A 21,856-nucleotide genomic window follows, 5' to 3' on the forward strand; every position below is an offset into this window, starting at 1 on the left:
AATGGTAGTAGGAGATTTTCCGATCGAAACAGATACATTAGTAATAGGTTCAGGACCTGGGGGGTATGTTGCCGCAATTCGCGCAGCACAGCTTGGACAAAAAGTAACAGTTGTTGAAAAAGGATCAATTGGCGGAGTTTGTTTGAACGTAGGTTGTATCCCTTCAAAAGCGATGATCTCAGCAGGTCACCGTTTCCATAATGCTCAGCATTCAGAAGATATGGGGATCTTTGCGGAAAAGGTTTCTGTTGACTTTTCTAAAGTGCAAGCATGGAAACAATCTGTTGTAAATAAATTGACAGGTGGCGTAAGTAACCTATTAAAAGGAAATAAAGTTGAGGTCGTGTCAGGAGAAGCTTACTTCGTAGATGAAAATAGCATCCGTGTCATGAATGAAGACTCAGCTCAAACATATACATTTAAAAACGCGATTATCGCAACTGGTTCTACACCAATCGAAATCCCGTCATTTAAATATACTAAACGTGTACTTAATTCTACTGGTGCTCTTGCTTTGGAAGAATTACCAGGTTCAATCGTCGTTATCGGCGGAGGGTACATTGGTACAGAGCTTAGCGGCGCATTAGCAAGCTTTGGAACGAAAGTAACGATCCTTGAAGGTACAGAAGAAATTCTTTCTGCAGGTTTTGAAAAACAAATGGCAGCCCTAGTTAAAAAGAACCTTAAAAACAAAGGTGCTGAAATTGTTACAAAAGCTCTTGCTAAAGGCGTGGAAGAAACTGAAACTGGCGTTACGGTTACTTATGAAGTAAAAGGCGAAGAGAAAAAAGTTGAAGCGGATTATGTGTTAGTGACAGTAGGTCGCCGTCCGAATACATCTGAAATCGGTCTTGAACAAGTCGGCATCAAAATGACGGACAGAGGCTTGATTGAAATTGATAAACAATGTCGTACAAATGTGAAAAACATTTACGCGATTGGTGATATCGTTTCTGGACCTCAATTAGCACATAAAGCTTCTTATGAAGGAAAAATCGCAGCGGAAGCTATCGCTGGCGAGTCTTCTGAAATTGACTACCTAGCTATTCCGGCTGTGGCATTCACTGAACCGGAACTTGCTTCTGTAGGTTATAATGAAAAAGACGCGAAAGAAGCAGGAATCGAAGCATTAGCTTCTAAATTCCCATTCGCTGCAAATGGACGTGCTCTTTCATTGAACAGCACGGACGGTTTTGTGAAGCTTATTACCCGTAAAGAAGACGGATTGGTAATTGGAGCACAAATCGCAGGACCAAACGCTTCTGATATGATTGCAGAACTTGGTTTAGCTATCGAGGCAGGAATGACTGCTGAAGATATCGCGATGACAATTCATGCGCATCCAACTTTAGGGGAAATCACAATGGAAGCTGCTGAAGTAGCCCTTGGAACTCCTATCCATATCATCAAATAATTGTTTTCCCAAAAAGCATACTGCCCTTCCTGGGCAGTGTGCTTTTTTTTCGTTATAAGTTAATGTTACCGATCCGAAATACTTAATGAAATGTGAAGACGGGCATATATTTATAAAGAACATGATCCGTTTTAATAGGGAAAAAGGTTTGAAATTTGTAGAATAGGATAAAAAAATAGCAGGAGCGGTGTGACTTGAGAACAAGTTTGCCGAAATAAAGCAACGGCCAATTGTTCATATAAATGGGGTGGATCACTTGAAAGATTATCTTGTCATCCTTTTTCAACTAATTGTTTGGAGTGGATATACAGTGGTTGAATGGCTGTCGGTCAATGATCGTTTTGTTTTTAAAGTATTCATGTTTTTGGTCTTTTCTTATTTAGCCATTTATATCGGAAAAATGATACTGAAATCCAATAGAAGGACGTTGCTGGTCACCGTTATCAGTTTACTCTGTTATGGTGTATTGCAAATCCTTTTAGAAACATTAGTACCTGTTTATTGAATGAGGTTTAAGCCGTACTGCCACTTATACCAATGGAGGAATTATGCTTAACAGACCCTTGTGCATGTTTGCGATCATATCACTTGTATTGATGGGGTGTAATGGAATGGATGTTACCCCTGTACAAAATCAAAAAACCGTCGAAACATCGAGCCATATCAAAGATGAACAAAAAGAAGTAGAGCTTAGTGAGAAACAGGAGAAACCAATTGAAAAAGGGAAGGCAGAAGGGGAGAAGGTTCAAGTCCAATATCGTTTGAATGAGGCAAATTGGTCATTTGAACCAATTAAAGATGCTGATCCGAAAGTTGTCCTTTTGACATTTGATGATGCACCTGATAAATATTCACTAGACATTGCTAAAACGCTCCATGAGCTTCAAGTGCCAGCTATATTTTTTGTGAATGGCCATTTTATTGAAGATGATGAAAAGAAAAAAATATTGAAGGAAATCCATGATATGGGCTTCCTAATTGGGAACCATACATATTCTCACGTTAACTTGAAGGAACAGACTGATGTGGTTCAAAAAAAAGAAATCGTTAAATTAAATGATTTGGTAGAAGAAATCGTTGGGGAGCGGCCCAAATTCATCCGGGCTCCGTTCGGGACGAATACCGAATATTCCAAAGGAATTGCGAAACAAGAAAAAATGTTGGTTATGAACTGGACCTATGGCTATGATTGGGAAAAAGAGTATCAAAATGATAAGGCTTTAACGAATATCATGTTAAATAGTCCATATTTATCGAATGGAGCGAACTTATTGATGCATGATCGGAAATGGACGCATGACGCGATTGAAGATATCGTAAATGGTTTTCAAAAGAAAGGCTACACATTCCTTGATCCCGGATTAATAGAAACCCCTGCATAAAGTATCTATTAATCATTCGAAATCTGTCTCATTGATTATTACTTTGCGATTAAAAAGGCACTCGGGAAATATTCCGAATGCCTTTTATGATGAACAACCAGTTCACCGGACTTTGCTTTTATAGAATCTTATTCGCTTGTCTATAGCTGTCAATCATTGCACATATTATCACAATAGGGGCAAGAATGAACCCTATGGAAACGAACGCAAGTAAGCAAGACACTAAATATGCCAAAGCAAAAAATATACCTCTTTTAAATAGCTTTCTGTCTCTTGATGCCCATTCCCAACTAGGATGTAAGCTTAAGAATAGATGCCCAGCACCAGGAACCCAAAAAGATATTATGAGTGTGATTAGTTTCTTCAAACCATTTCCTCCTAATAATACAAATAATACATCCATCAACATTAAGTTAATTCACTTGATAGGTCAATAATCATGACTCATTATTATTGTAACCAAAAGAAAAAAGCATTCAAGGAGAATGCTTTTGGTTCCTTTTTCGAATAATCTACCCGTTTTGATAAGTTGAGATTCGAAATAATGCTCATAAATTATTATTTCAGAAGTATAACCATCCATTAAATAATGATTCTTTCGCGTACCTTACCAAAGAAAAAATGATTGGAAATTGTGACTATTTTAGACTTATCCTTAATATAGATGTCTATATCCTTATACGAATGCCTTAAGTGGTGTTCATTACTTTCTGGGATAATAATACATGATTCGTTTATTAAAGAGGTGGAGTTGGCCTTGCAATTTTTTTGCGAGGAATTTACATAATTCATTAGCTTTGCCTTTATCCCCGAATGTAGCTGTTTCAGGAAGAGTGAATTGGATATATGATTGAATCCGTTCCATGCCGTCCTCATCTTGAATGATTTCTTGGTCGACCCCAATTAATATCATATGATAACGGTCGACATTGGACTGTAAATAAATCATGTTCCCCTTCATTTCATCCGGCTCTTTCATATCATAAGGAAAGGCTTTTTTATCATAGTCCCAATCCAGTTGCTTTCCTGTTTTTGAGGTGACCATTTGGTAATAGGTGAGTAATTCCTTCACGTCCTCAATCGTGACATTGGTTTTCACAGACTCCGGGACTAGTTTGATATAGGCATTTTCAATCATTATTCAGCCTCCTTTTCCCTGTTTTCTTTATAATAGATTAACATTAAATGGATATTTTATATACCTATCTATATGTAACTGTAATTGGGATAATTCCTTCCTCACATTCTCAAACCAGATACATGTTTATGGTAAAAAAATGTAATAATAGGTTGACAAACAGCTTTTTTTATTTGTAAAATTTAAACAATTAATACTCTTCCAGGAGTGAGATGAATATGACTATACATGGTATCGATTCAATTGTAGTTGCTACAAAAAAAGGGGCTGTATCGCTTTATTTAAAGTGATGCAGCCCCTTTACTATGTTAAAGGGGTGTAGGGCATGATTCTTACTGGTGAGGATTTAACGGTAAATCTATCAAAAAAGGTCATATTTGAGAAGGAAAAGGTCACCCTCTCCCAAAATGCTCTGGAAAATGTTTTGAATAGCAGGAAAGCAGTCGAAAAAATTGTCTTGGATAAACGCATAATATACGGGATTACGACTGGGTTTGGGAAATTCAGTGATGTATTTATCGATACCGAAGATGTAAAACAACTACAATATAACCTCATCCAATCTCATGCCTGTGGAGTAGGAAGCCCATTTCCCGAAAGTGTTTCCAGAGCTATGCTACTACTTCGGGCAAATGCTCTGGCTAAAGGCTTTTCAGGCGTGAGACTTGAAGTCATCTCTACTTTATTGGCCCTTTTACATGCAGAGATACATCCGGTTATCCCACAGCAGGGATCTCTTGGTGCAAGTGGGGATTTAGCTCCACTTTCACATTTAGCGCTTGCATTAGTGGGGGAGGGAGAGGTCTTTTATAAAGGAGAGATTGTGAATGCTTCCGTGGCCATGAAACTGGAAAGCATTTCACCAATCGAGTTGGAAGCCAAAGAAGGGCTCGCACTAATCAATGGTACGCAGGCCATGACGGCGATGGGGGTGGTGGCCTTTCTGGAAGCGGAAAAAATCGGATGGTTGTCTGAAGCGATTGCCGCGATGACTGTCGAAGCATTAAATGGGATTATAGACACGTTTGATGAAAGGATTCACCTAGCAAGAGGATACCCGGAACAGATCGCTGTTGCCAAGAGAATGAGGAAGTGGCTCGAAGGAAGCAGGCTTACTTCCAGGCAAGGGGAAGTTCGGGTGCAAGATGCATACTCGCTCCGGTGCATCCCCCAGGTCCTAGGGGCCTCCTGGCAGGTATTCGGATATGTAAAAGAAAAATTGCAAATTGAAATGAATGCAGCCACCGATAATCCGCTGATTTTTGATGAAGGTGACCATGTAATATCCGGGGGGAACTTTCATGGACAGCCGATTGCCTTTGCCATGGATTTCTTAAAGTTAGGGGTTGCGGAAGTTGCAAGCATATCGGAAAGAAGGATTGAGCGGCTCGTTAATCCCCAATTGAATGATCTCCCTCCCTTTTTAAGTGCCAGACCTGGACTGGAGTCAGGTGCGATGATCATGCAATATTGTGCAGCATCACTCGTCTCTGAAAACAAGACGCTAGCTCATCCTGCGAGTGTCGATTCCATTCCCTCATCAGCTAATCAAGAGGACCATGTGAGCATGGGGACCATCGCTGCTAGACATGCTTATGCAATAATCCAGAATACATGGAGGGTCTTGGCGATTGAATGCATTACGGCGATGCAAGGCGTTGAATATAGGGGTACAGAATATATGAGTCCGAAGACTTTTCAATTTTATGAAAAGGCCAGGGAAATTGTACCGACCATTAAGTCTGACCGAATGTTTTCCACTGATATTGAAGCCTGTACCACGTGGTTGAAAACGTATGACTTTACGGAATGGATGCATGACTTTTAGATAAGGGGTGAAAAACATGGGAGCTAAGGAACAAAGGGAAATTGTGAACTACAAAGGCTCTACTCTTCATGCGAAGGGATGGATTCAAGAAGCGGCGATAAGGATGCTGATGAACAATCTTGACCCTCAAGTAGCTGAAAATCCAGAAGAACTGGTTGTATACGGAGGGATAGGCAAAGCAGCTCGAAATTGGGAAAGCTATGACAAAATCATGAAAACGCTACATGAATTGGAGACGGATGAAACCTTATTGGTTCAATCAGGGAAACCTGTGGCCGTTTTCAGAACACACCCGGATGCGCCTCGAGTTTTGTTAGCTAATTCCAACCTCGTGCCGGCCTGGGCCAATTGGGATCACTTTCATGAACTCGATAAAAAAGGATTGATGATGTATGGACAAATGACTGCTGGCAGCTGGATTTATATTGGTAGCCAAGGAATCATTCAGGGGACGTATGAAACATTCTCGGAGCTTGCCAGGCAACATTTCCAAGGGTCATTAAAACATACCATCACCTTGACTTCCGGCCTTGGTGGAATGGGAGGAGCGCAGCCGTTAGCGGTTACCATGAATCAGGGGGTCTGTCTCGCCATTGAAGTGGATGAAACCAAAATCGACCGGAGAATAAAAAATGGTTACCTCGATCGTAAAACATCCGATATGGATGAGGCGATTGCCATTGTGAAAAAAGCAAGGCAGGCGGGTGAACCTTTATCCATCGGTCTGCTTGGAAATGCAGCAGATATTTTGCCACTTCTGATTGAACGTGGATTCATCCCTGACGTATTGACGGACCAAACATCCGCCCATGACCCGTTACATGGCTATATCCCTTCAGGAATGACGGTAGCACAAGCCAGACGTTTTCGACAAGATAATCCGAAGGCATATGTTGTTGCCTCTAAACAAACGATAGCCAGCCATGTTAGATCCATGTTGAGTATGCAGGAAAAGGGGGCCATCACCTTTGATTATGGAAACAACATTCGTCAGATGGCAAAAGATGAAGGCGTGGATCAGGCATTTAGTTTTCCAGGCTTTGTTCCGGCTTATATTCGTCCGCTTTTTTGCGAAGGGAAGGGCCCATTCAGGTGGGCTGCCTTATCGGGAGATCCCGAGGATATTTATAAAATTGATGCAGTCTTGCTCGAAGAATTCAAAGAAAACCAGAATCTATGCAATTGGATAAAACTGGCGCAGGAGAAAATTCCCTTTCAAGGCCTTCCAGCCCGAATTTGTTGGCTTGGATATGGAGACAGGGCCAGGCTCGGGAAAATGATTAATGACCTGGTCAAAGCTGGGGAATTGAAAGCGCCGATTGTGATAGGAAGGGATCATTTGGATGCAGGTTCTGTTGCTTCGCCTAACCGTGAAACAGAAGCGATGATGGATGGCAGTGATGCCGTTTCCGACTGGCCAATCTTAAATGCATTAATCAATGCTGTTGGCGGGGCAAGTTGGGTCTCGGTTCATCATGGAGGCGGTGTCGGTATGGGCTATTCGATTCATGCTGGCATGGTGATAGTGGCGGACGGTACGAAGGAAGCGGAAGCAAGGCTTGAGCGGGTACTTACATCAGATCCTGGAATGGGTGTGGTGCGCCATGCTGATGCCGGTTACGAACTGGCGATTATGACAGCCAAGGAAAAGGGAATTCATATGCCGATGTTGGGAGAGAAGTAGATGAGTAGACCCATTTTCATAAAAAACGCGGCCCAATTGATCACACTCGACGGAAAGATGAAAGCCCCCAGGATTAAGGCAGAAATGTCAGACTTGCAAATCATCGAAAATGGAAGCGTCTGGCTCGAAGCCGGAATCGTTCAAGCGGTAGGCAGAACGAGTGATTTACTGGAAAAGTACACGCATCGTCTAGCTCAAGCCGAGACCCTAGATGCAACGGGCAAGTTGGTTACGCCTGGTTTGGTAGATCCACATACCCATTTAGTATTTGCCGGAAGCAGGGAAAAGGAGTTTAATCAACGCCTGGAAGGTGCCACTTACATGGATATCATGAATCATGGCGGGGGCATATATGCGACGACCGAGGCTGTGAAAAAAGCGAGTCACACCCAGTTGCTTGAAGAGAGCTTGGAACGCATGAACGGATTTCTTCTACAAGGGGTGACGACAGTCGAGGCGAAAAGTGGCTATGGCTTGGATTGGAACACGGAGAGAAAACAGCTTGAAGTGGCAAAGTTACTTCATGAACAACATCCAATTGATGTTGTTTCAACCTTTATGGGTGCCCATGCCGTCCCCCTACATTTTAAAGAAAACCCTGAAGTTTTTGTTGATTTAATCATTAATGAAATGATCCCTGCAGTTGCACAAGCTAAATTGGCGGAGTTTAACGATGTATTTTGCGAAGAAGGCGTATTCACCCCCGAACAGGCAAAGAAAATCTTGGAGGCCGGAAAGAAATTCGGACTGAAGGCTAAAATTCATGCGGATGAAATCGAGCCGTATGAAGGAGCGGAGCTTGCGGCTGAATTAGGGGCCATTTCAGCAGATCATTTGCTAGAAGCATCGATTACGGGGATGAAGAAGATGGCAAAAGCGGGGGTGGTTGGTGTTTTACTACCGGGAACAGCCTATTTCTTAATGAAAAAATTCGCCGATGCCAGAAAGATGATTGATCTAGGTGTACCGGTCGCCCTTTCCACGGATTGTAATCCGGGTTCTTCGCCGACGGTATCTCTACCTTTCATGATGAATCTTGCTTGTATGAAGATGGGGATGAGTCCTGCTGAAGCGATAACGGCCGTCACAATCAATGCAGCCCATGCCATTGATCGTGCTGAGGAAATCGGGAGCATCGAAGTCGGCAAAAAGGCGGACATCACGATTTTTGACGTAGATCACTTTGCGAAACTTCAGTATTTTTATGGAGTCAATCACACAGATACCGTCATAAAAAAAGGAAGAGTCGTTGTGAAAGGGGGAGCGCTTGTTGAGTGACGTTCATCTTCAACCGGCAACTTTTACTTGGAGGAAGGAAGCATTCCCGGCAGCCCACCCAGCAAAGGTCCACCAGTGGATTCGGACAATTGATGAGCAGAGAATGGCAGGAGATATGGATGAACCGGATTGTGTCTTTTTTGGGGCCCCACTATCCAGGTCATCCATCAGCCCATCGGGAGCATCGGAGTTCCCTGATTATTTTCGTCGTTCATGGAAAGGCTTTTCTACCTATAACATGGATTATGATGTGGATTTCTCTGGGATGCAGGTATGGGATTTAGGTGATGCACCCATGCATGGAACGGATATCAGCCTTTGTCATCAGTCGATTAGGGAGACATCCGCTGCTGTTCACGATATGTACCGGAATTCCTTGATTGGTGGAATTGGCGGTGATCATTCTACAACAGCCATGCTGGTGAAAGGAATGAAGCAAATCTATCCTGATAGTAAAATAGGTATCCTGCAATTCGATACGCATCTTGATTTGCGGGATCCTTCAGAAAACGGTCCTACTAATGGTACACCCATGCGTCAGTTGATTGAAGCGGGCATTGTCGAGGGAAAGCATATCCACAATATTGGCTTGCATGGGTTTTATAACACCAGGGATTTAATTGACTATGCAAAGAAGAAAGGAGTCAGGTATGTCCCTTTACGATTAGCCAGGAAGCAAGGTCTTGAACAGGTGATAAAAGAGGCATTAGCTCATTTAAATGATCAAGTGGATATGATTTACGTGACGATTGATATGGATGTTCTCGACATGGCGTTTGCTCCTGGTGTTCCAGCAGCGACTACTGGTGGGATGCATCCGGGGGAATTGCTGGAAGCTGTATTTCTTGCCGGAAGCCATGACAAGGTGAGGGCTTTTGATATCGTATGTTTGGACCCGCTCAGGGATACGCTGAACCAGGCAACGGTACAGATGGGTACTTCTGTTTTTCTGACGATGATATGCGGTCTACAAATCAGGGGGGAATAGCAACGCTAATCAGGACTTGTTTTCCTGAAGCCAATGAAAACAATGGGGAATTTCTAATATTGGAATTTATGAAATAACGAATTGGAAAAATCTATATATGACATACTTTATAGCTTGAAATATTAAATGTGCTATATTATAATGAAATAAAGCGGTTACATTAATCGTTTCATGCATACAATATAGAGGAAGGGGTTGTAAAAATGGGAACTATCGTTTGTCAAACTTGCAACAGCACGATTGATCATTTTGAAGATGAAAAAGTAAGTGTACTTTATACACATAATCACAACTGCCACAGCTGTGATACAGCTGCCTCTAAGGAATAGGACATACAACATTGACTGATAATAGATTTTGAGGGTGTTCCAGGAAATATAACCTGGACGCCCTTTTTCCATGAGGGAAGACCCAATTAAGGAACGATTATGATTGTAAACGACGAGTAAAAACCAGAGCGTATGTCTGATTGCTCTGGTTTTTACCGTTTCTTTAATGTTTAATGATCCGTAAGTATTTAATTTCTGGATCCTCAGGACCTTGGACGGGAAGGCCCACCTCGATATTTTTCTGGATATAGGCAATGTTGTCCTCGGTGATCAGTTCGCCCGGTATGAAAATCGGGATCCCAGGGGGATAGACCATAATGAATTCTGCACTGATCTTTCCTACGGATTCCTCTATAGGCACCACCTCGGTTTCCGCATAGAAGGCCTCTCTTGGCGATAGGGCAAGTGGCGGAGTATCGGGAAGCAGGACTTCGATTCTTCCATGATCGGCTGCCCACTCCTTAAATTCTTCCGATAAGTCTTTAAGGGCATTGATTAATATATCCACTTCCGTTATGGAATCCCCTGGGGTGATCAAACAAAGGATATTATATAAATCAGAGAGCTCCACCTCGATATTATGTTTCTCACGCAACCACTTCTCCACGTCATATCCGGTAATGTCCAATTCTTTAATAGAAATGATTAATTTTGTCGGATCATAACTAAAGGCAGCTTTACTCGCCAATATTTCTTTCCCTACACAATATAAATAAGGAATTTCATTGATTGCGTTCCTTGCATATTCAGCAAGCCTTATTGCACCATCGATCATTTCCCTTCCGTTCGTTGCTAGTTGCCTTCTGGCTGTATCAAGTGATGCAAGAAGGATATAGGATGTCGAGGTCGTTGTGAGCATGCTTAAAATTGCCTGGACCCGATTTGCGGAAACCAGTCCGTCCTTTACATTTAAAACGGAACTGCCCGTCATCGAACCTCCAAGTTTATGAACACTCGTAGCTGCCATATCGGCTCCAGCTTGCATGGCGGATAGTGGCAGTTCTTCATGAAAATGAATATGGACCCCATGTGCTTCGTCAACGAGCACCGGCATATGGTAAGTATGTGCCAACTCCACTATACTCTGCAAGTCTGCCGAAATGCCGAAGTAAGTCGGGTTGATTACCAAAAGTCCTTTGGCATCGCTGTGTTCCTTTAGTGTTTTTTCAACGGCTTCTATAGTTATTCCATGGGAGATTCCCAGGTCTTTATCGATTTCAGGATTAATGAAAATGGGAACGGCACCGGAAAATACGATGGCTGACATAACGGATTTATGTACGTTCCTCGGAACGATGATTTTATCTCCGGGTCCGCAGACCGACATGACCATCGTCATGATTGCACCGCTTGTTCCTTGTACCGAAAAGAATGTATGGTCAGCCCCGAAAGCCTCAGCTGCTAGGTCTTGAGCTTTTTTGATTATTCCTTTTGGCTGATGGAGGTCATCAAGTGGGGCAATATTGATCAAATCTATCGATAAGGCATTTTCCCCGATGAAATCACGAAAATCGGGATCCATCCCTTTCCCCTTTTTATGACCTGGAATATGGAATTGAACAGGATTCTTTTTTGAGTGCTGTAACAAAGCAGTATATAAGGGTGTTTCATTCTGTGACAAATTCTTGTAGCCCCTTTTCAATATAATATATAAAAATACTCCATTTACTGCAGTATATTATTCTGCGTGTCAGCCTCTATTAAATCGGGCTGCGAATTATGGGTAGACATAAAACAAAAGAATTATAGCATGTCTAACAATAAATGCCTAGTTATACTTTTAAACCCTAAAATAGCAAGCTAAGGCGAAAGAATCTATGAAACTAGGCAAATGAAATGTATTAGCGATTGTTGAATGAACTTCCTGATATAGGTGAGTTTATGATTTGAATAAATAAACAGTATTTGCCATAATGATTCGTGTAGAGTATTAAAGAATGGACAAGGGGGAAGATGTTCTTGAAATGGAAAACTCGCGTGACTGATTTATTGGGGATACAGTATCCAATTGTGCAAGGGGGATTGGCACACCTTGCCTATGCGGAATTGGCTGCAGCGGTTTCGAATGCTGGGGGTTTGGGACAGGTAACGGCCATGTCGTTGAATGACCCGGATCAATTGGTTCAGGAAATCCGAAAGACAAAAGCTATGACGGATAAGCCTTTTGGCGTCAATTTCGCCATTGGTCAGCATGGCAGGCCCTATGAACATATGCTTGAGGCAGCGATGAAAGAAGGAATTGCCATTGTCTCGGTAACTGGTGGCAACCCTGCTCCATTTCTAGAATTTCTTAAAGATACGCCTGTAAAGAAGCTTGTGCTAGTTGCCGCAAAGAGGCAGGCCGTCAAAGCCGAACAATTGGGTGCGGATGCTGTGATGGTGGTCGGGCAGGAAGGCGGAGGTCATTTAGGAAGGGATGATATCGGTACATCCGTATTGATACCGCAAGTGGTTGACTCCGTGCGCATTCCCGTAATCGCTTCAGGTGGATTCGGGGATGGACGTGGGTTAATGGCTGCATTGGCCCTTGGAGCCGAAGGTATCGAGATGGGTACAAGATTCATTGCTGTCGAGGAATGCGTCCATGCCCATGAATTATATAAAAATGCCTTGGTTTCCGGAACAGAAAATGATACCGTTGTCATTAAGCGTTCAATTGGTGCTCCTGCCCGCGTCATTTCTAATAGCTGGACGGATAAGATTCTTGAAATTGAAAAAGAAAACGGTGGATACGAGCAATTGAAGGATTACATAAGCGGAGAAGCAAACCAAAGGTATATTCATGATGGAATCGAGGACGAAGGCTACGCTTGGGCAGGACAGGTCATGGGGATGATCCATGATGTACCAACGACGGCCCAGCTATTCAAACGTATCATCAGTGAGGCGGAGGCCATTCGCTCAAAGTGGGCTGAGTGAGAAAGTTACCCATTCAACAGGATTTAACTAGAAGGAGTGAATAAGTATGGATTATCAATATCCTATGGATCTTGATTGGTCAACGGAAGAAATCGTCGACGTCATTAAATTTTTTGAAGCAGTCGAGAAAGCTTATGAAAGTAAAATTGAAAAAGAAGCATTCATGAATGCCTATCGCCGTTTTAAGGTGATTGTCCCCGGTAAGGCGGATGAAAAGAGGTATACGGACGAATTCGAATCGGCCAGCACGTATTCTGCCTATCATGTTATTAAGAAAGCGAAAGCTCTTGCAGATGGTGATTGGATTAAAATGAAATAAAATTTTCAATTGTTAGAAAACTTTATTGACTTCCTGCAAATTATGTTTTAACATAATAAACAAGAAAAGATAAAGGCAGTGACGAAGAATAGTACCTTAATATTGTTCTGTAGAGAGCCAGTGGTTGCTGAAAACTGGTGAACAAGTTTAAGCGAATGGACTTCCGAGCCCCAAACCGAAACGGATGACGGAGTAGGCTTTGGCGATTATCTCATCGTTAATGGAGACAGGCATGTAATGTTTTTTGTGCCGTAAAGTGAGCTATTATAGCTAATTAAGGTGGTACCACGGGTTCCTCGTCCTTTGGATGAGGGGCTTTTTTGCGTTTTTCTAAAATGGATAATTAAATCTTTGATTAAGAGTAGTAATCTTTCTTTAGCATCGTCACAGAGAGCCGGATCAGCTGAAAACCGGTACGAAGTAGGAAGATGAATGGACTTATGAGTGGTTTCTTGAAATGAAGTAGGGAAACCCGGTTGCCTCCGTTAAAGGGTGTGCAGGATATATCCTGCTGTAAGAGGGAAAAAGAGTGATTTTTCCAACTTGAGGTGGCACCGCGGTATTCCGTCCTCTGCAAGCACAATATTTGTGTTTGCAGGGGATTTTTTTATATGTTCCATTTCTGACAATGTTGTGACGAAGGATTAAAAAGATAGGCTCCACCTCCTATTCTGACGGCGGGAGAAAAAATAAACGTATAACGTAATTGACATAAAGGGAGGGATTGTTCATGAATTCTTTGAATGAGAAAAAGAAACTTCATTTTAAAATGGAAACAATAGAAGGGGATATTCACACACCAATCTCCATATTTCGCAAATTAAATGATAAGAAAAAATTCCTGCTCGAAAGCTCAAATTCACATCATGATAATGGTCGCTATTCCTATCTAGGGTCCAATCCTTATTTGGAGGTCACTTCATTAGCCAATCAAGTTCACGTCAAGGATTTTGTATCCGGGGAAGAGGAAGTGAAGGAAGCGAACATCATCGAGTTCCTGAAGGATCAACTGTTGGTTGAACTTGAGGGTATCCCGGTGAATATTCCCCCATTTAATGGGGGTGCAGTCGGGTACCTGGGGTATGATGTTATTCGTTTATTTGAAAAGATTGGTGATGTACCCCCTGATCCACTTCAGATGCCAGATGCCCATTTTCTATTCTTTAAGGAATTGTACATATTCGACCATGTCCTGCAAAAGATTCATCTTTTGACTGCCGAAGACGATGGAAAAAAAAGTTTAGCGGATATGAAGGAGAAAATCAATCAACCGAGTAAACCGTCACAAGAATTATCGTCGGAATTTTTGGAATTCGATTCGAACTTCAGTCAGGTGGAGTTCGAGAAAATGGTGCTTGAAGCCAAGGAAGCGATTGTAGCGGGTGAAGTGTTCCAAATCGTGTTATCACAAAGGTTCCAGGCTGACTTTGATGGAGAGCCGTTCGATGCATATCGACGACTTCGCTTAGCCAATCCATCACCATACATGTTCTATATTGAGTTTGGAGAATACACCATTCTGGGTTCTTCGCCGGAAAGCTTAATCAGTGTTTCAGCCGGTATGGTGCATGTGAATCCCATCGCGGGTACACGACCTAGGGGAAAAACGGTTGAGGAAGATAAGGGGTTAGAAAAAAGCTTACTGATGGACGAGAAGGAATTGGCTGAACATAGGATGCTTGTAGACTTGGGAAGAAACGATCTCGGGCGGGTTTGTGAAATTGGTTCGATTCATCTTACGGAAGAAATGGAAATTCAGAGATATCAGCATGTGATGCATATTGCCTCCAAGATTAGCGGCAAGCTTAGGGAGGAATTTACGAGTTTAGATGCTTTAACGGTCTGTCAGCCTGCTGGGACTGTATCTGGTGCCCCAAAAATCAGGGCCATGGAATTGATCAACGGACTTGAAAACTGTAAGCGAGGCGTCTATTCAGGATCAATTGGATTTATTGGTTTCGGAGGTGACCTGGATATGGCCCTTGCCATACGGACGATGATTATCAAAGAGGGGCATGCCTACGTACAGGCCGGAGCGGGAATTGTATATGACTCGGATCCGAAAACCGAATATGAGGAAACACAGAATAAAGCTCGGGCGTTGATGGAGGTAAATAAAAAATGATTTTGTTGCTTGATAACTATGATTCATTTACTTACAACTTGTATCAATATTTAGGAGAAGTCGAGAAAGATTTGATTGTGAAAAGGAACGATGAAATCACCATTGCTGAAATTGAGGACATGAACCCAACGGCAATCATCATCTCCCCAGGTCCAGGACGACCTGAAGATGCGGGAATGAGTATGGAAATCATTCGTTCCTTTTATAAGAAGCTTCCTATCTTGGGAATCTGTCTTGGTCATCAGGCGATTGGCGCAACTTTTGGTGCGAAAGTGGTTGGAGCACAAGTAATCATGCATGGAAAGACATCGGTTATTGAGCATGATGGGACGGGGGTTTTTGTTAATCAGGAACATCGATTCCCAGTGATGCGTTACCATTCCCTGGTAGTTGAGAGGGAAAGCGTGCCTCCTGAGTTACTAGTTACGGCGAATGCGTTGGACGATGGAGAGATCATGGCATTGAAACACCGGGATTATCCGCTGTATGGTCTCCAATTTCACCCTGAATCAATTGGAACAAAGATTGGCAAAGAACTGTTACATGAATTTTATAAGATTGCGGATGCATATCAATTAGAGAAGGAACAATCCATTTTATAATTTTAAAACGAGTGGGGGAGTCAGTTGTGAAGGAGTATTTAGTGAAGTTAGCAGAGCGTCAAACATTGACGGAAGATGAGATGAGTAGAGCAGCCCAAGCGTTATTTTCTACAGATATTACAGAAAGCGAGATGGCGGCTTTTCTTATAGCATTAAAAGCAAAAGGAGAAACGGCGGGAGAAATCGCCAGTCTGGTCAGGGTCATGCGAAAAAAAGCAAGAAGTGTACATTCGACTAGTTTAAACGTGATGGATAATTGCGGGACAGGTGGAGATGGCTCACAAAGCTTCAACATCAGTACTACTTCTGCATTTGTTCTGGCCGGTGCCGGAGTAAAGGTTGCCAAACATGGAAATCGTAGCATTTCGAGTAAGACGGGAAGTGCGGATGTTTTGGAAGAGCTAGGGGTCAATTTATACCTTGAACCTGGAATGGTGAAAGAACTGCTGGAGGAAAACGGCATCACTTTCTTGTTTGCGCCGTCACTCCATCCAAACAGCGCCCGGATTATGAAAGTGAGAAAAGAATTGAAGATCCCAACTGTCTTTAATTATTTAGGTCCATTAACAAATCCAGTTCAACTCGAAACGCAACTATTGGGAATTAACCGTCGGGATATGCTTGAGCTATTTGCCGAGGTGCTCCACAAATTAGGCAGAAAACGTGCGGTTGTCATCCATGGAGCAGGTTCTATGGATGAAGCAAGTCTACAGGGAGAAAATTCTCTCGTCCTTTTGGAAGAAGGGGACATCATCCCCTTTACCCTGAATCCGGAAGAAGTGGATTTGCCCATCTACGGAAATGAGGAAATTCGTGGAGGAGACGCTAAGGAAAATGCTGATATTATGCTACGTGTCTTAAAAGGAGAGAAAGGGGCTTACCGGGATACCGTTTTGTTGAACGCAGGGCTGGGATTATTCGCCCATGGAACGGCGCCCACAATTAAAAAGGGCATTTCTCTGGCCAAAGATAGCCTGGACAGCGGTTCAGCTCTTGCGAAATTAGAAAATTTAATTGCCTATGGCAACCGTAATAAGGTGGTAATGTAAATGGAAAATATTTTAACGAAAATCATTGAAAGGAAAAAAGTGGAGGTTGCCCATTATAAAGAAGGAAGCGGCTTTCCACAGTCGGAGGCGGTCCGTTCAACAAGGCCATCGCTAGTGGAATCTTTGAAAACAGCCGCCTCCATTTCGGTTATAGCAGAAATAAAACGTGCTTCTCCGTCAAAGGGTAAGATAAACATGGATGTTGACCCCAACAATCAAGCCCTATCTTATGAAAAAGGGGGAGCTGCTGCCATATCCGTTTTGACGGACGAGTCTTTCTTTAAAGGAACGATCGATGATTTACGAAACGTGAGCCAACTTGTCAAAATCCCTAGACTCTGTAAGGACTTCATCATTGATGAAATCCAGATTGACCGGGCCTACCATGCAGGTGCGACCATTATTCTTTTAATTGTGGCAGCTCTTTCGAAAGAGCGCCTACATGAGTTGTATCAATATGCAAAAAGTAAAGGGCTCGAAGTATTAACTGAAGTCCATGATGAATCAGAGCTAAAACAGGCGGTGGACCTCGGAGCAGAATTGATTGGGATCAACAATAGAAATTTAAAAACATTCGAAGTGGACCTGGCTGTAACGGAACGGCTTGCGAAACTGCTTGATCCGAACATTCATATGATTATCAGTGAAAGTGGAATCAAAACGAAAGCAGATGTCCTGCGTGTGAAAAAAGCGGGTGCCAGGGGGATTTTAGTGGGTGAAACCTTGATGACTTCCACCAACCTTTCGGATACGATGAATGAACTTCAAGTGAACTTTTAAGAGGTAAGGAGATAAATATGTTCGTCAAAATTTGTGGATTGAAAACATTGGAGGATGTCCAATCGGCTGTAGGGGCAGGTGCTGATTTCATCGGGTTCATTTTTGCAGAAAGCAGCCGGAAAGTCCAACCTGAGGTGGTGCGTGAAATTGGACGAAACCTTCCTGGACATGTGAAAAAAGTAGGGGTGTTTTCTAATCAGGCCGAACGGGATGTGATTAGGACGGCTGGCATCGCTGGATTGGATTATATTCAGCTGCACGGAAACGAGTCTACTAGTTTTGCCGAAAGGATGCCGCTACCTGTCATTAAGGCATTCGCCATACATTCAGAAGAGGACCTTGAAAACCTTAACGATTATCCCGCTGAGTATCTTCTGGTCGATTTGCCGAAAGGTTCCTCGGGAAAAGGAATGACATTAGATTGGGATATGCTCCAAAAAGCCAAGCTTCCACTGGACAAGGTTATTCTTGCAGGTGGCTTAAATCCGGATAATGTGGATAAAGCGATTTTGGCCGTATCCCCATTCGGGGTTGATGTCGCTAGTGGTGTGGAGATTGATGGGGTGAAGGACGCAACAAAAATAAAGGCATTTATAAGGAAGGCAAAAAATATACAGGAGAAGAGGAATGAATAGATGAGTACGTATATACAACCTGACCAAACTGGACACTTCGGGGCATATGGTGGCCGTTTTGTCCCTGAAACCTTGATGGCTGCAATCACTGAACTTGAAGAGGTCTATGAACAATCAAAAAATGATCCGGATTTCCAAAAGCAGCTATCCTATTACCTGACTCAATACGTTGGTCGGGAAACACCTCTTTATTTTGCTGAGAACCTGACGAAACTTGCAGGTGGTGCCGATATCTACCTGAAACGTGAGGATTTGAACCATACAGGTGCCCACAAAATAAATAATACGATAGGCCAGGCTTTATTGACTCAAAAAATGGGCAAAAAAAAGGTCATAGCCGAAACAGGTGCAGGACAGCATGGCGTAGCGACGGCGACAGTCTGTGCTTTATTGAAGCTCGAATGCATCATCTTCATGGGTGCAGAAGATATCAGAAGGCAGAAATTGAACGTATTCAGAATGGAATTGTTAGGGGCAAAGGTTGTTTCCGTTACACAAGGGAGCTCCACTTTGAAGGATGCAGTAAATGAAGCATTACGATACTGGGTTGCAAATGTAGAGGACACTCACTACATTATGGGTTCTGTCCTCGGTCCACATCCGTTTCCCGTCATTGTTCGCGATTATCAAAGCGTCATTGGCAATGAAACAAAGCGCCAGTATTCAGACTTGGTAAATGGGCTTCCTGATGCAGTGGTCGCTTGTATTGGGGGTGGCAGTAATGCAATGGGCATGTTTTACCCTTTCATAGAGGATGAAACGGTGAAGTTATATGGAGTAGAAGCTGCAGGTCATGGTCTCCATACACCATTACATGCTTCAAGTTTGACTAAGGGAAGGCCCGGCGTGCTTCACGGGGCATTCATGTATGTCTTGCAAAACGAAGACGGCCAAATCCAGGAGGCCCATTCGGTCTCAGCGGGGTTGGATTATCCCGGAGTAGGACCGGAACACAGTTACCTAAAGGATACGAATCGGGTCACATATACTTCCGTTACTGATCAGGAAGCCTTGGATGCCCTTGTATTGCTTTCAAGGGAAGAAGGGATTATTCCAGCTTTAGAAAGCTCTCATGCCCTTTCTTATGGGTTAAAACTGGCTAAAGAAATGGAAAAAGGGACAGGGTTGGTCATTTGTCTCTCTGGTCGTGGTGACAAAGATGTTGAACAAGTCCAATCCATTTTAGGGGGCAGCGATCATGAATAAGTTAACGAAAGTGATGCAAGATTGTGTAAACAAGGGAGAAAAGGCGTTCATCCCCTATATCATGGCAGGCGATGGAGGTTTGGATCGATTAAAAAGCCAGCTGATGTTCCTAGAAAAAAACGGGGCAACCGCTGTTGAATTGGGCATACCCTTTTCCGATCCAGTTGCTGATGGGCCGGTTATTCAACAGGCAGGGATTCGTTCTTTGGAGAAGGGCACGACTTTGAAGGATATTTTGAAAAAGGTAACGGAAATCAAAAACGATGTGAATATCCCGATTATACTAATGGGGTACACCAATTCCATCATGGCATATGGTCTAAAGGAGTTTATAGAGGATTGCCTTCATGCTGGAATAGCAGGATGTATCATTCCTGATTTGCCGATTGAGGAAGAAACGGTGTTTTCATCCATCAAAACAGCGGGTATCACACTGATTCGACTTGTGACCCTCACGTCTTCAAGGGATCGAATCACGGAGATTACAGCAGGAGCTGAAGGCTTTATCTACGCAGTTACGGTAAAGGGTATCACGGGTACCCGTGATACCTTCGGGGGCGATGTCGGTGAATATCTTAAACAGGTAAAAGAACTGAGCCCTGTCCCGGTTCTTGCCGGGTTTGGCATCTCAACGCCCGAGCATGTAAGGAATGCGATTCAATCCTGTGATGGGGTCATCGTCGGAAGCAAGGTCATAGAATGCTTTGAAACGGGAAAAGAGGAACACATCACCGAGCTCATCAGCGCAAGTAAAATATTGGTTCAAAAATAAAAGCACGGAGGTACCTATAAAGGCACCTCCGTGCTTCCATCGTTTTGTCTATATTTTGTAGATATACGTCATATTACGACATAAGCGTTTATTTTAATTGATATAGGGGTAAAAGATGTTCAAACGCATCTTGAATGATTTGGATGAATTCATCTTCTTTTAATTGAATGGCCTCTTCGCGGGGGATTTGTATTCCGCAAAGGATCTCGGCCTTCTTGACCGTTTGCAAACGGGAAAACATGGAGTGTAAATCTTCACTAGAAAGCCCTTCATGTGGAATGACTTCAGGCTTTGTGTGGTCCATTGACCAAACGTAGTCAGAAGGGATATTTTCTTTTAACCGGTTAATGTTTTTCTCAAGATGCTGTCCTATTTCTACCTTATTGGGGGCCTCATAAATGACGGCGTACCATATGAACAAATGTGTCTCCCATAAACCTATCTGAAAATGGGGCATCATTTTATAGCCCCGGCTATTAGCGGCAAAAGCAACCCATGTATCGTTAGGAGGGTTCACTTTCCGTCTGGCATGCCTTGCTACATGAGGAAACATTTCTTCACCAGTCATGATAGATAGCTGATGTGAAAAATGTTCGCCCAATGCATGAAGCTTAGGTTGTATCTTTTCTTTTAAAGCTTCCATTCGCGGTTCTAATCCATCAATTTTAAATACGTTAAAATCATCAGAAGTGAAACTTAATAATTTCATCATTTATCTCTCCTACCGTAAATATCTGCACATATTGTAGCATAAGTATAAGGTAATTTCGAAAATAGCGTTTTGTAACTTGATTTCAAATAAATTGATGGGTAAGAACACAAATTAGTTGCTATTTGTTGGTGGAAGACATATGATAAAATAAAATTAAATTCTGAAAATTAAGTTTATTGATGAAGGGAGAATGTTAATTATGAAACAAGTCATGAACCAAGCATTAAAAGCTAAAGAAGTAGAAAGACATAGAGCTGCAGTGTTAAGAATGGAAATGGACTATGAATTAGCAACCCTTTTTGAAGCAATCAGTGAAGAAAACGATCAGATGAGGTCACTATGCAAGCAAAGATTAGAGCGTATCCGTTTGGAGTTGCTAAAGCTTAAGGCTTTGTAAATGAATAGTTGTAAAGATCAATAAGGAGCATATGAATTAAATGGATAATGAAATCTATAATAGTTGAACGGACACTTATTTTTTTAGAAAATAATGTGTCCGTTTTTCATTATATACCTGAAGTGTTCCCAATAGCGGATTTGAATATTTCTATTGAGGAATAAAGGATAGAAGTCTTGATGTGGTGGACTGTTCATTTAAGTGGATTGAATTTTAAATTTTTAAAAAGCTTAAAATATGAAGATGTTAAAAACTTGAAGTCATGGTATATTTGCATTACTCTTTAGAATATCTATTTA

Annotated in this window: 22 protein-coding genes and 2 other annotated features; of the genes, 19 read left to right on the forward strand and 3 right to left on the reverse strand. The window is 42.4% G+C overall.

Annotation, left to right across the window (positions count from 1 at the left end; genetic code table 11):
• Window position 1: 1 nt before the first annotated feature.
• The 4 genes from lpdA (at window position 2) to ACIQXQ_RS05940 (ending at window position 3,233) form a co-directional block, all read left to right on the forward strand.
• Window positions 2-1,414 (forward strand): dihydrolipoyl dehydrogenase, encoded by a 1,413-nt coding sequence (gene lpdA, locus ACIQXQ_RS05925; protein ID WP_402956141.1) that lies wholly within the window; start codon window positions 2-4, stop codon window positions 1,412-1,414.
• Window positions 1,415-1,661: 247 nt separating this feature from the next.
• Complete coding sequence (locus ACIQXQ_RS05930) at window positions 1,662-1,919, forward strand: hypothetical protein (protein WP_402868055.1); 258 nt, start codon at window positions 1,662-1,664, stop codon at window positions 1,917-1,919.
• A gap of 43 nt (window positions 1,920-1,962) precedes the next feature.
• Window positions 1,963-2,796 carry a polysaccharide deacetylase family protein gene (locus ACIQXQ_RS05935; RefSeq protein ID WP_402956143.1) on the forward strand — a complete coding sequence of 278 codons (834 nt, stop codon included), beginning with the start codon at window positions 1,963-1,965 and terminating at the stop codon, window positions 2,794-2,796.
• 194 nt (window positions 2,797-2,990) lie between these two features.
• Window positions 2,991-3,233, forward strand: coding sequence for a hypothetical protein (locus tag ACIQXQ_RS05940; RefSeq protein WP_402868059.1), 243 nt, complete (start codon window positions 2,991-2,993; stop codon window positions 3,231-3,233).
• Between the two features lie 266 nt (window positions 3,234-3,499).
• On the opposite strand, the gene ACIQXQ_RS05945 is transcribed toward ACIQXQ_RS05940, so the two are convergent.
• Window positions 3,500-3,934 carry a DUF1885 family protein gene (locus ACIQXQ_RS05945; RefSeq protein ID WP_402956145.1) on the reverse strand — a complete coding sequence of 145 codons (435 nt, stop codon included), beginning with the start codon at window positions 3,932-3,934 and terminating at the stop codon, window positions 3,500-3,502.
• A gap of 325 nt (window positions 3,935-4,259) precedes the next feature.
• On the opposite strand from ACIQXQ_RS05945, the gene hutH reads away from it, so the two are divergent.
• The 5 genes from hutH (at window position 4,260) to ACIQXQ_RS05970 (ending at window position 10,041) form a co-directional block, all read left to right on the forward strand.
• Entirely contained in the window at window positions 4,260-5,762 is a 1,503-nt protein-coding gene (hutH, locus tag ACIQXQ_RS05950) for a histidine ammonia-lyase (protein ID WP_402956147.1), read from the forward strand.
• 16 nt (window positions 5,763-5,778) lie between these two features.
• A complete protein-coding gene (gene hutU, locus ACIQXQ_RS05955; protein ID WP_402868065.1) occupies window positions 5,779-7,446 on the forward strand; it encodes a urocanate hydratase in 1,668 nt (555 codons plus the stop codon).
• The gene (gene hutI / locus ACIQXQ_RS05960; protein ID WP_402956149.1) at window positions 7,447-8,724 is read left to right on the forward strand and encodes an imidazolonepropionase; all 1,278 of its coding nucleotides are present in this window, start codon (window positions 7,447-7,449) and stop codon (window positions 8,722-8,724) included. It begins immediately after the preceding gene.
• The gene (locus tag ACIQXQ_RS05965) at window positions 8,717-9,712 is read left to right on the forward strand and encodes an agmatinase family protein (RefSeq protein WP_402956151.1); all 996 of its coding nucleotides are present in this window, start codon (window positions 8,717-8,719) and stop codon (window positions 9,710-9,712) included. Before hutI ends, ACIQXQ_RS05965 begins: the two co-directional genes overlap by 8 nt.
• 203 nt (window positions 9,713-9,915) lie before the next feature.
• The gene (locus ACIQXQ_RS05970) at window positions 9,916-10,041 is read left to right on the forward strand and encodes a GapA-binding peptide SR1P (RefSeq protein WP_402868072.1); all 126 of its coding nucleotides are present in this window, start codon (window positions 9,916-9,918) and stop codon (window positions 10,039-10,041) included.
• Window positions 10,042-10,204: 163 nt separating this feature from the next.
• Here the strand turns inward: ACIQXQ_RS05970 and ACIQXQ_RS05975 are convergent, their stop codons facing one another.
• The gene (locus tag ACIQXQ_RS05975) at window positions 10,205-11,662 is read right to left on the reverse strand and encodes an aminotransferase class I/II-fold pyridoxal phosphate-dependent enzyme (RefSeq protein WP_402956153.1); all 1,458 of its coding nucleotides are present in this window, start codon (window positions 11,660-11,662) and stop codon (window positions 10,205-10,207) included.
• Between the two features lie 338 nt (window positions 11,663-12,000).
• Here ACIQXQ_RS05975 and ACIQXQ_RS05980 point away from each other — a divergent pair, with 338 nt between their 5' ends.
• The 9 genes from ACIQXQ_RS05980 to trpA all read left to right on the forward strand — a co-directional run bounded on the left by ACIQXQ_RS05980 (window position 12,001) and on the right by trpA (window position 20,448).
• Window positions 12,001-12,960 (forward strand): NAD(P)H-dependent flavin oxidoreductase, encoded by a 960-nt coding sequence (locus ACIQXQ_RS05980; RefSeq protein WP_402956155.1) that lies wholly within the window; start codon window positions 12,001-12,003, stop codon window positions 12,958-12,960.
• Between the two features lie 46 nt (window positions 12,961-13,006).
• Window positions 13,007-13,279 (forward strand): UPF0223 family protein, encoded by a 273-nt coding sequence (locus ACIQXQ_RS05985; protein ID WP_402868078.1) that lies wholly within the window; start codon window positions 13,007-13,009, stop codon window positions 13,277-13,279.
• Between the two features lie 69 nt (window positions 13,280-13,348).
• Window positions 13,349-13,586, forward strand: a binding site (T-box leader).
• Between the two features lie 35 nt (window positions 13,587-13,621).
• Window positions 13,622-13,854: a binding site (T-box leader), on the forward strand.
• 155 nt (window positions 13,855-14,009) lie between these two features.
• Window positions 14,010-15,404, forward strand: coding sequence for an anthranilate synthase component I (trpE, locus tag ACIQXQ_RS05990; protein ID WP_402956157.1), 1,395 nt, complete (start codon window positions 14,010-14,012; stop codon window positions 15,402-15,404).
• Complete coding sequence (locus ACIQXQ_RS05995) at window positions 15,401-16,006, forward strand: anthranilate synthase component II (protein WP_402956159.1); 606 nt, start codon at window positions 15,401-15,403, stop codon at window positions 16,004-16,006. The genes trpE and ACIQXQ_RS05995 overlap by 4 nt, the downstream gene beginning before the upstream one ends.
• 26 nt (window positions 16,007-16,032) lie before the next feature.
• Window positions 16,033-17,055 (forward strand): anthranilate phosphoribosyltransferase, encoded by a 1,023-nt coding sequence (gene trpD / locus ACIQXQ_RS06000; RefSeq protein WP_402868083.1) that lies wholly within the window; start codon window positions 16,033-16,035, stop codon window positions 17,053-17,055.
• A complete protein-coding gene (gene trpC, locus ACIQXQ_RS06005; RefSeq protein ID WP_402956161.1) occupies window positions 17,056-17,835 on the forward strand; it encodes an indole-3-glycerol phosphate synthase TrpC in 780 nt (259 codons plus the stop codon).
• 17 nt (window positions 17,836-17,852) lie between these two features.
• Window positions 17,853-18,470: a phosphoribosylanthranilate isomerase gene (locus ACIQXQ_RS06010; protein WP_402868087.1), complete on the forward strand. Its 618-nt coding sequence runs from the start codon at window positions 17,853-17,855 to the stop codon at window positions 18,468-18,470.
• Window positions 18,471-19,676, forward strand: a complete 1,206-nt coding sequence (gene trpB / locus ACIQXQ_RS06015) for a tryptophan synthase subunit beta (RefSeq protein ID WP_402868088.1) — start codon at window positions 18,471-18,473, stop codon at window positions 19,674-19,676.
• Entirely contained in the window at window positions 19,669-20,448 is a 780-nt protein-coding gene (trpA, locus tag ACIQXQ_RS06020) for a tryptophan synthase subunit alpha (RefSeq protein WP_402868089.1), read from the forward strand. The genes trpB and trpA overlap by 8 nt, the downstream gene beginning before the upstream one ends.
• An 88-nt stretch (window positions 20,449-20,536) precedes the next feature.
• On the opposite strand, the gene ACIQXQ_RS06025 is transcribed toward trpA, so the two are convergent.
• Window positions 20,537-21,157 (reverse strand): YktB family protein, encoded by a 621-nt coding sequence (locus ACIQXQ_RS06025; RefSeq protein WP_402956495.1) that lies wholly within the window; start codon window positions 21,155-21,157, stop codon window positions 20,537-20,539.
• Window positions 21,158-21,359: 202 nt separating this feature from the next.
• Between ACIQXQ_RS06025 and ACIQXQ_RS06030 the strand changes: the two genes are divergently transcribed.
• Window positions 21,360-21,557, forward strand: coding sequence for a hypothetical protein (locus ACIQXQ_RS06030; RefSeq protein ID WP_402868093.1), 198 nt, complete (start codon window positions 21,360-21,362; stop codon window positions 21,555-21,557).
• Window positions 21,558-21,856 lie beyond the last annotated feature (299 nt).

The sequence above is a fragment of the Peribacillus sp. NPDC097198 genome (assembly GCF_044762055.1).
Taxonomy (GTDB): domain Bacteria; phylum Bacillota; class Bacilli; order Bacillales; family DSM-1321; genus Peribacillus.

Excerpts from the sequence above, each read along its gene's own strand:
- ACIQXQ_RS06030 (WP_402868093.1), top strand. The coding sequence starts at position 21,360 with ATGAAACAAGTCATGAACCAAGCATTAAAAGCTAAAGAAGTAGAAAGA.
- trpA (WP_402868089.1), top strand. The coding sequence starts at position 19,669 with ATGAATAAGTTAACGAAAGTGATGCAAGATTGTGTAAACAAGGGAGAA.
- ACIQXQ_RS05945 (WP_402956145.1), bottom strand. The coding sequence starts at position 3,934 with ATGATTGAAAATGCCTATATCAAACTAGTCCCGGAGTCTGTGAAAACC.
- hutH (WP_402956147.1), top strand. The coding sequence starts at position 4,260 with ATGATTCTTACTGGTGAGGATTTAACGGTAAATCTATCAAAAAAGGTC.
- ACIQXQ_RS06025 (WP_402956495.1), bottom strand. The coding sequence starts at position 21,157 with ATGAAATTATTAAGTTTCACTTCTGATGATTTTAACGTATTTAAAATT.
- trpE (WP_402956157.1), top strand. The coding sequence starts at position 14,010 with ATGAATTCTTTGAATGAGAAAAAGAAACTTCATTTTAAAATGGAAACA.
- lpdA (WP_402956141.1), top strand. The coding sequence starts at position 2 with ATGGTAGTAGGAGATTTTCCGATCGAAACAGATACATTAGTAATAGGT.
- trpB (WP_402868088.1), top strand. The coding sequence starts at position 18,471 with ATGAGTACGTATATACAACCTGACCAAACTGGACACTTCGGGGCATAT.
- ACIQXQ_RS05995 (WP_402956159.1), top strand. The coding sequence starts at position 15,401 with ATGATTTTGTTGCTTGATAACTATGATTCATTTACTTACAACTTGTAT.
- ACIQXQ_RS05940 (WP_402868059.1), top strand. The coding sequence starts at position 2,991 with ATGGAAACGAACGCAAGTAAGCAAGACACTAAATATGCCAAAGCAAAA.
- ACIQXQ_RS05985 (WP_402868078.1), top strand. The coding sequence starts at position 13,007 with ATGGATTATCAATATCCTATGGATCTTGATTGGTCAACGGAAGAAATC.
- trpC (WP_402956161.1), top strand. The coding sequence starts at position 17,056 with ATGGAAAATATTTTAACGAAAATCATTGAAAGGAAAAAAGTGGAGGTT.
- ACIQXQ_RS05970 (WP_402868072.1), top strand. The coding sequence starts at position 9,916 with ATGGGAACTATCGTTTGTCAAACTTGCAACAGCACGATTGATCATTTT.
- hutU (WP_402868065.1), top strand. The coding sequence starts at position 5,779 with ATGGGAGCTAAGGAACAAAGGGAAATTGTGAACTACAAAGGCTCTACT.
- ACIQXQ_RS06010 (WP_402868087.1), top strand. The coding sequence starts at position 17,853 with ATGTTCGTCAAAATTTGTGGATTGAAAACATTGGAGGATGTCCAATCG.
- ACIQXQ_RS05935 (WP_402956143.1), top strand. The coding sequence starts at position 1,963 with ATGCTTAACAGACCCTTGTGCATGTTTGCGATCATATCACTTGTATTG.
- hutI (WP_402956149.1), top strand. The coding sequence starts at position 7,447 with ATGAGTAGACCCATTTTCATAAAAAACGCGGCCCAATTGATCACACTC.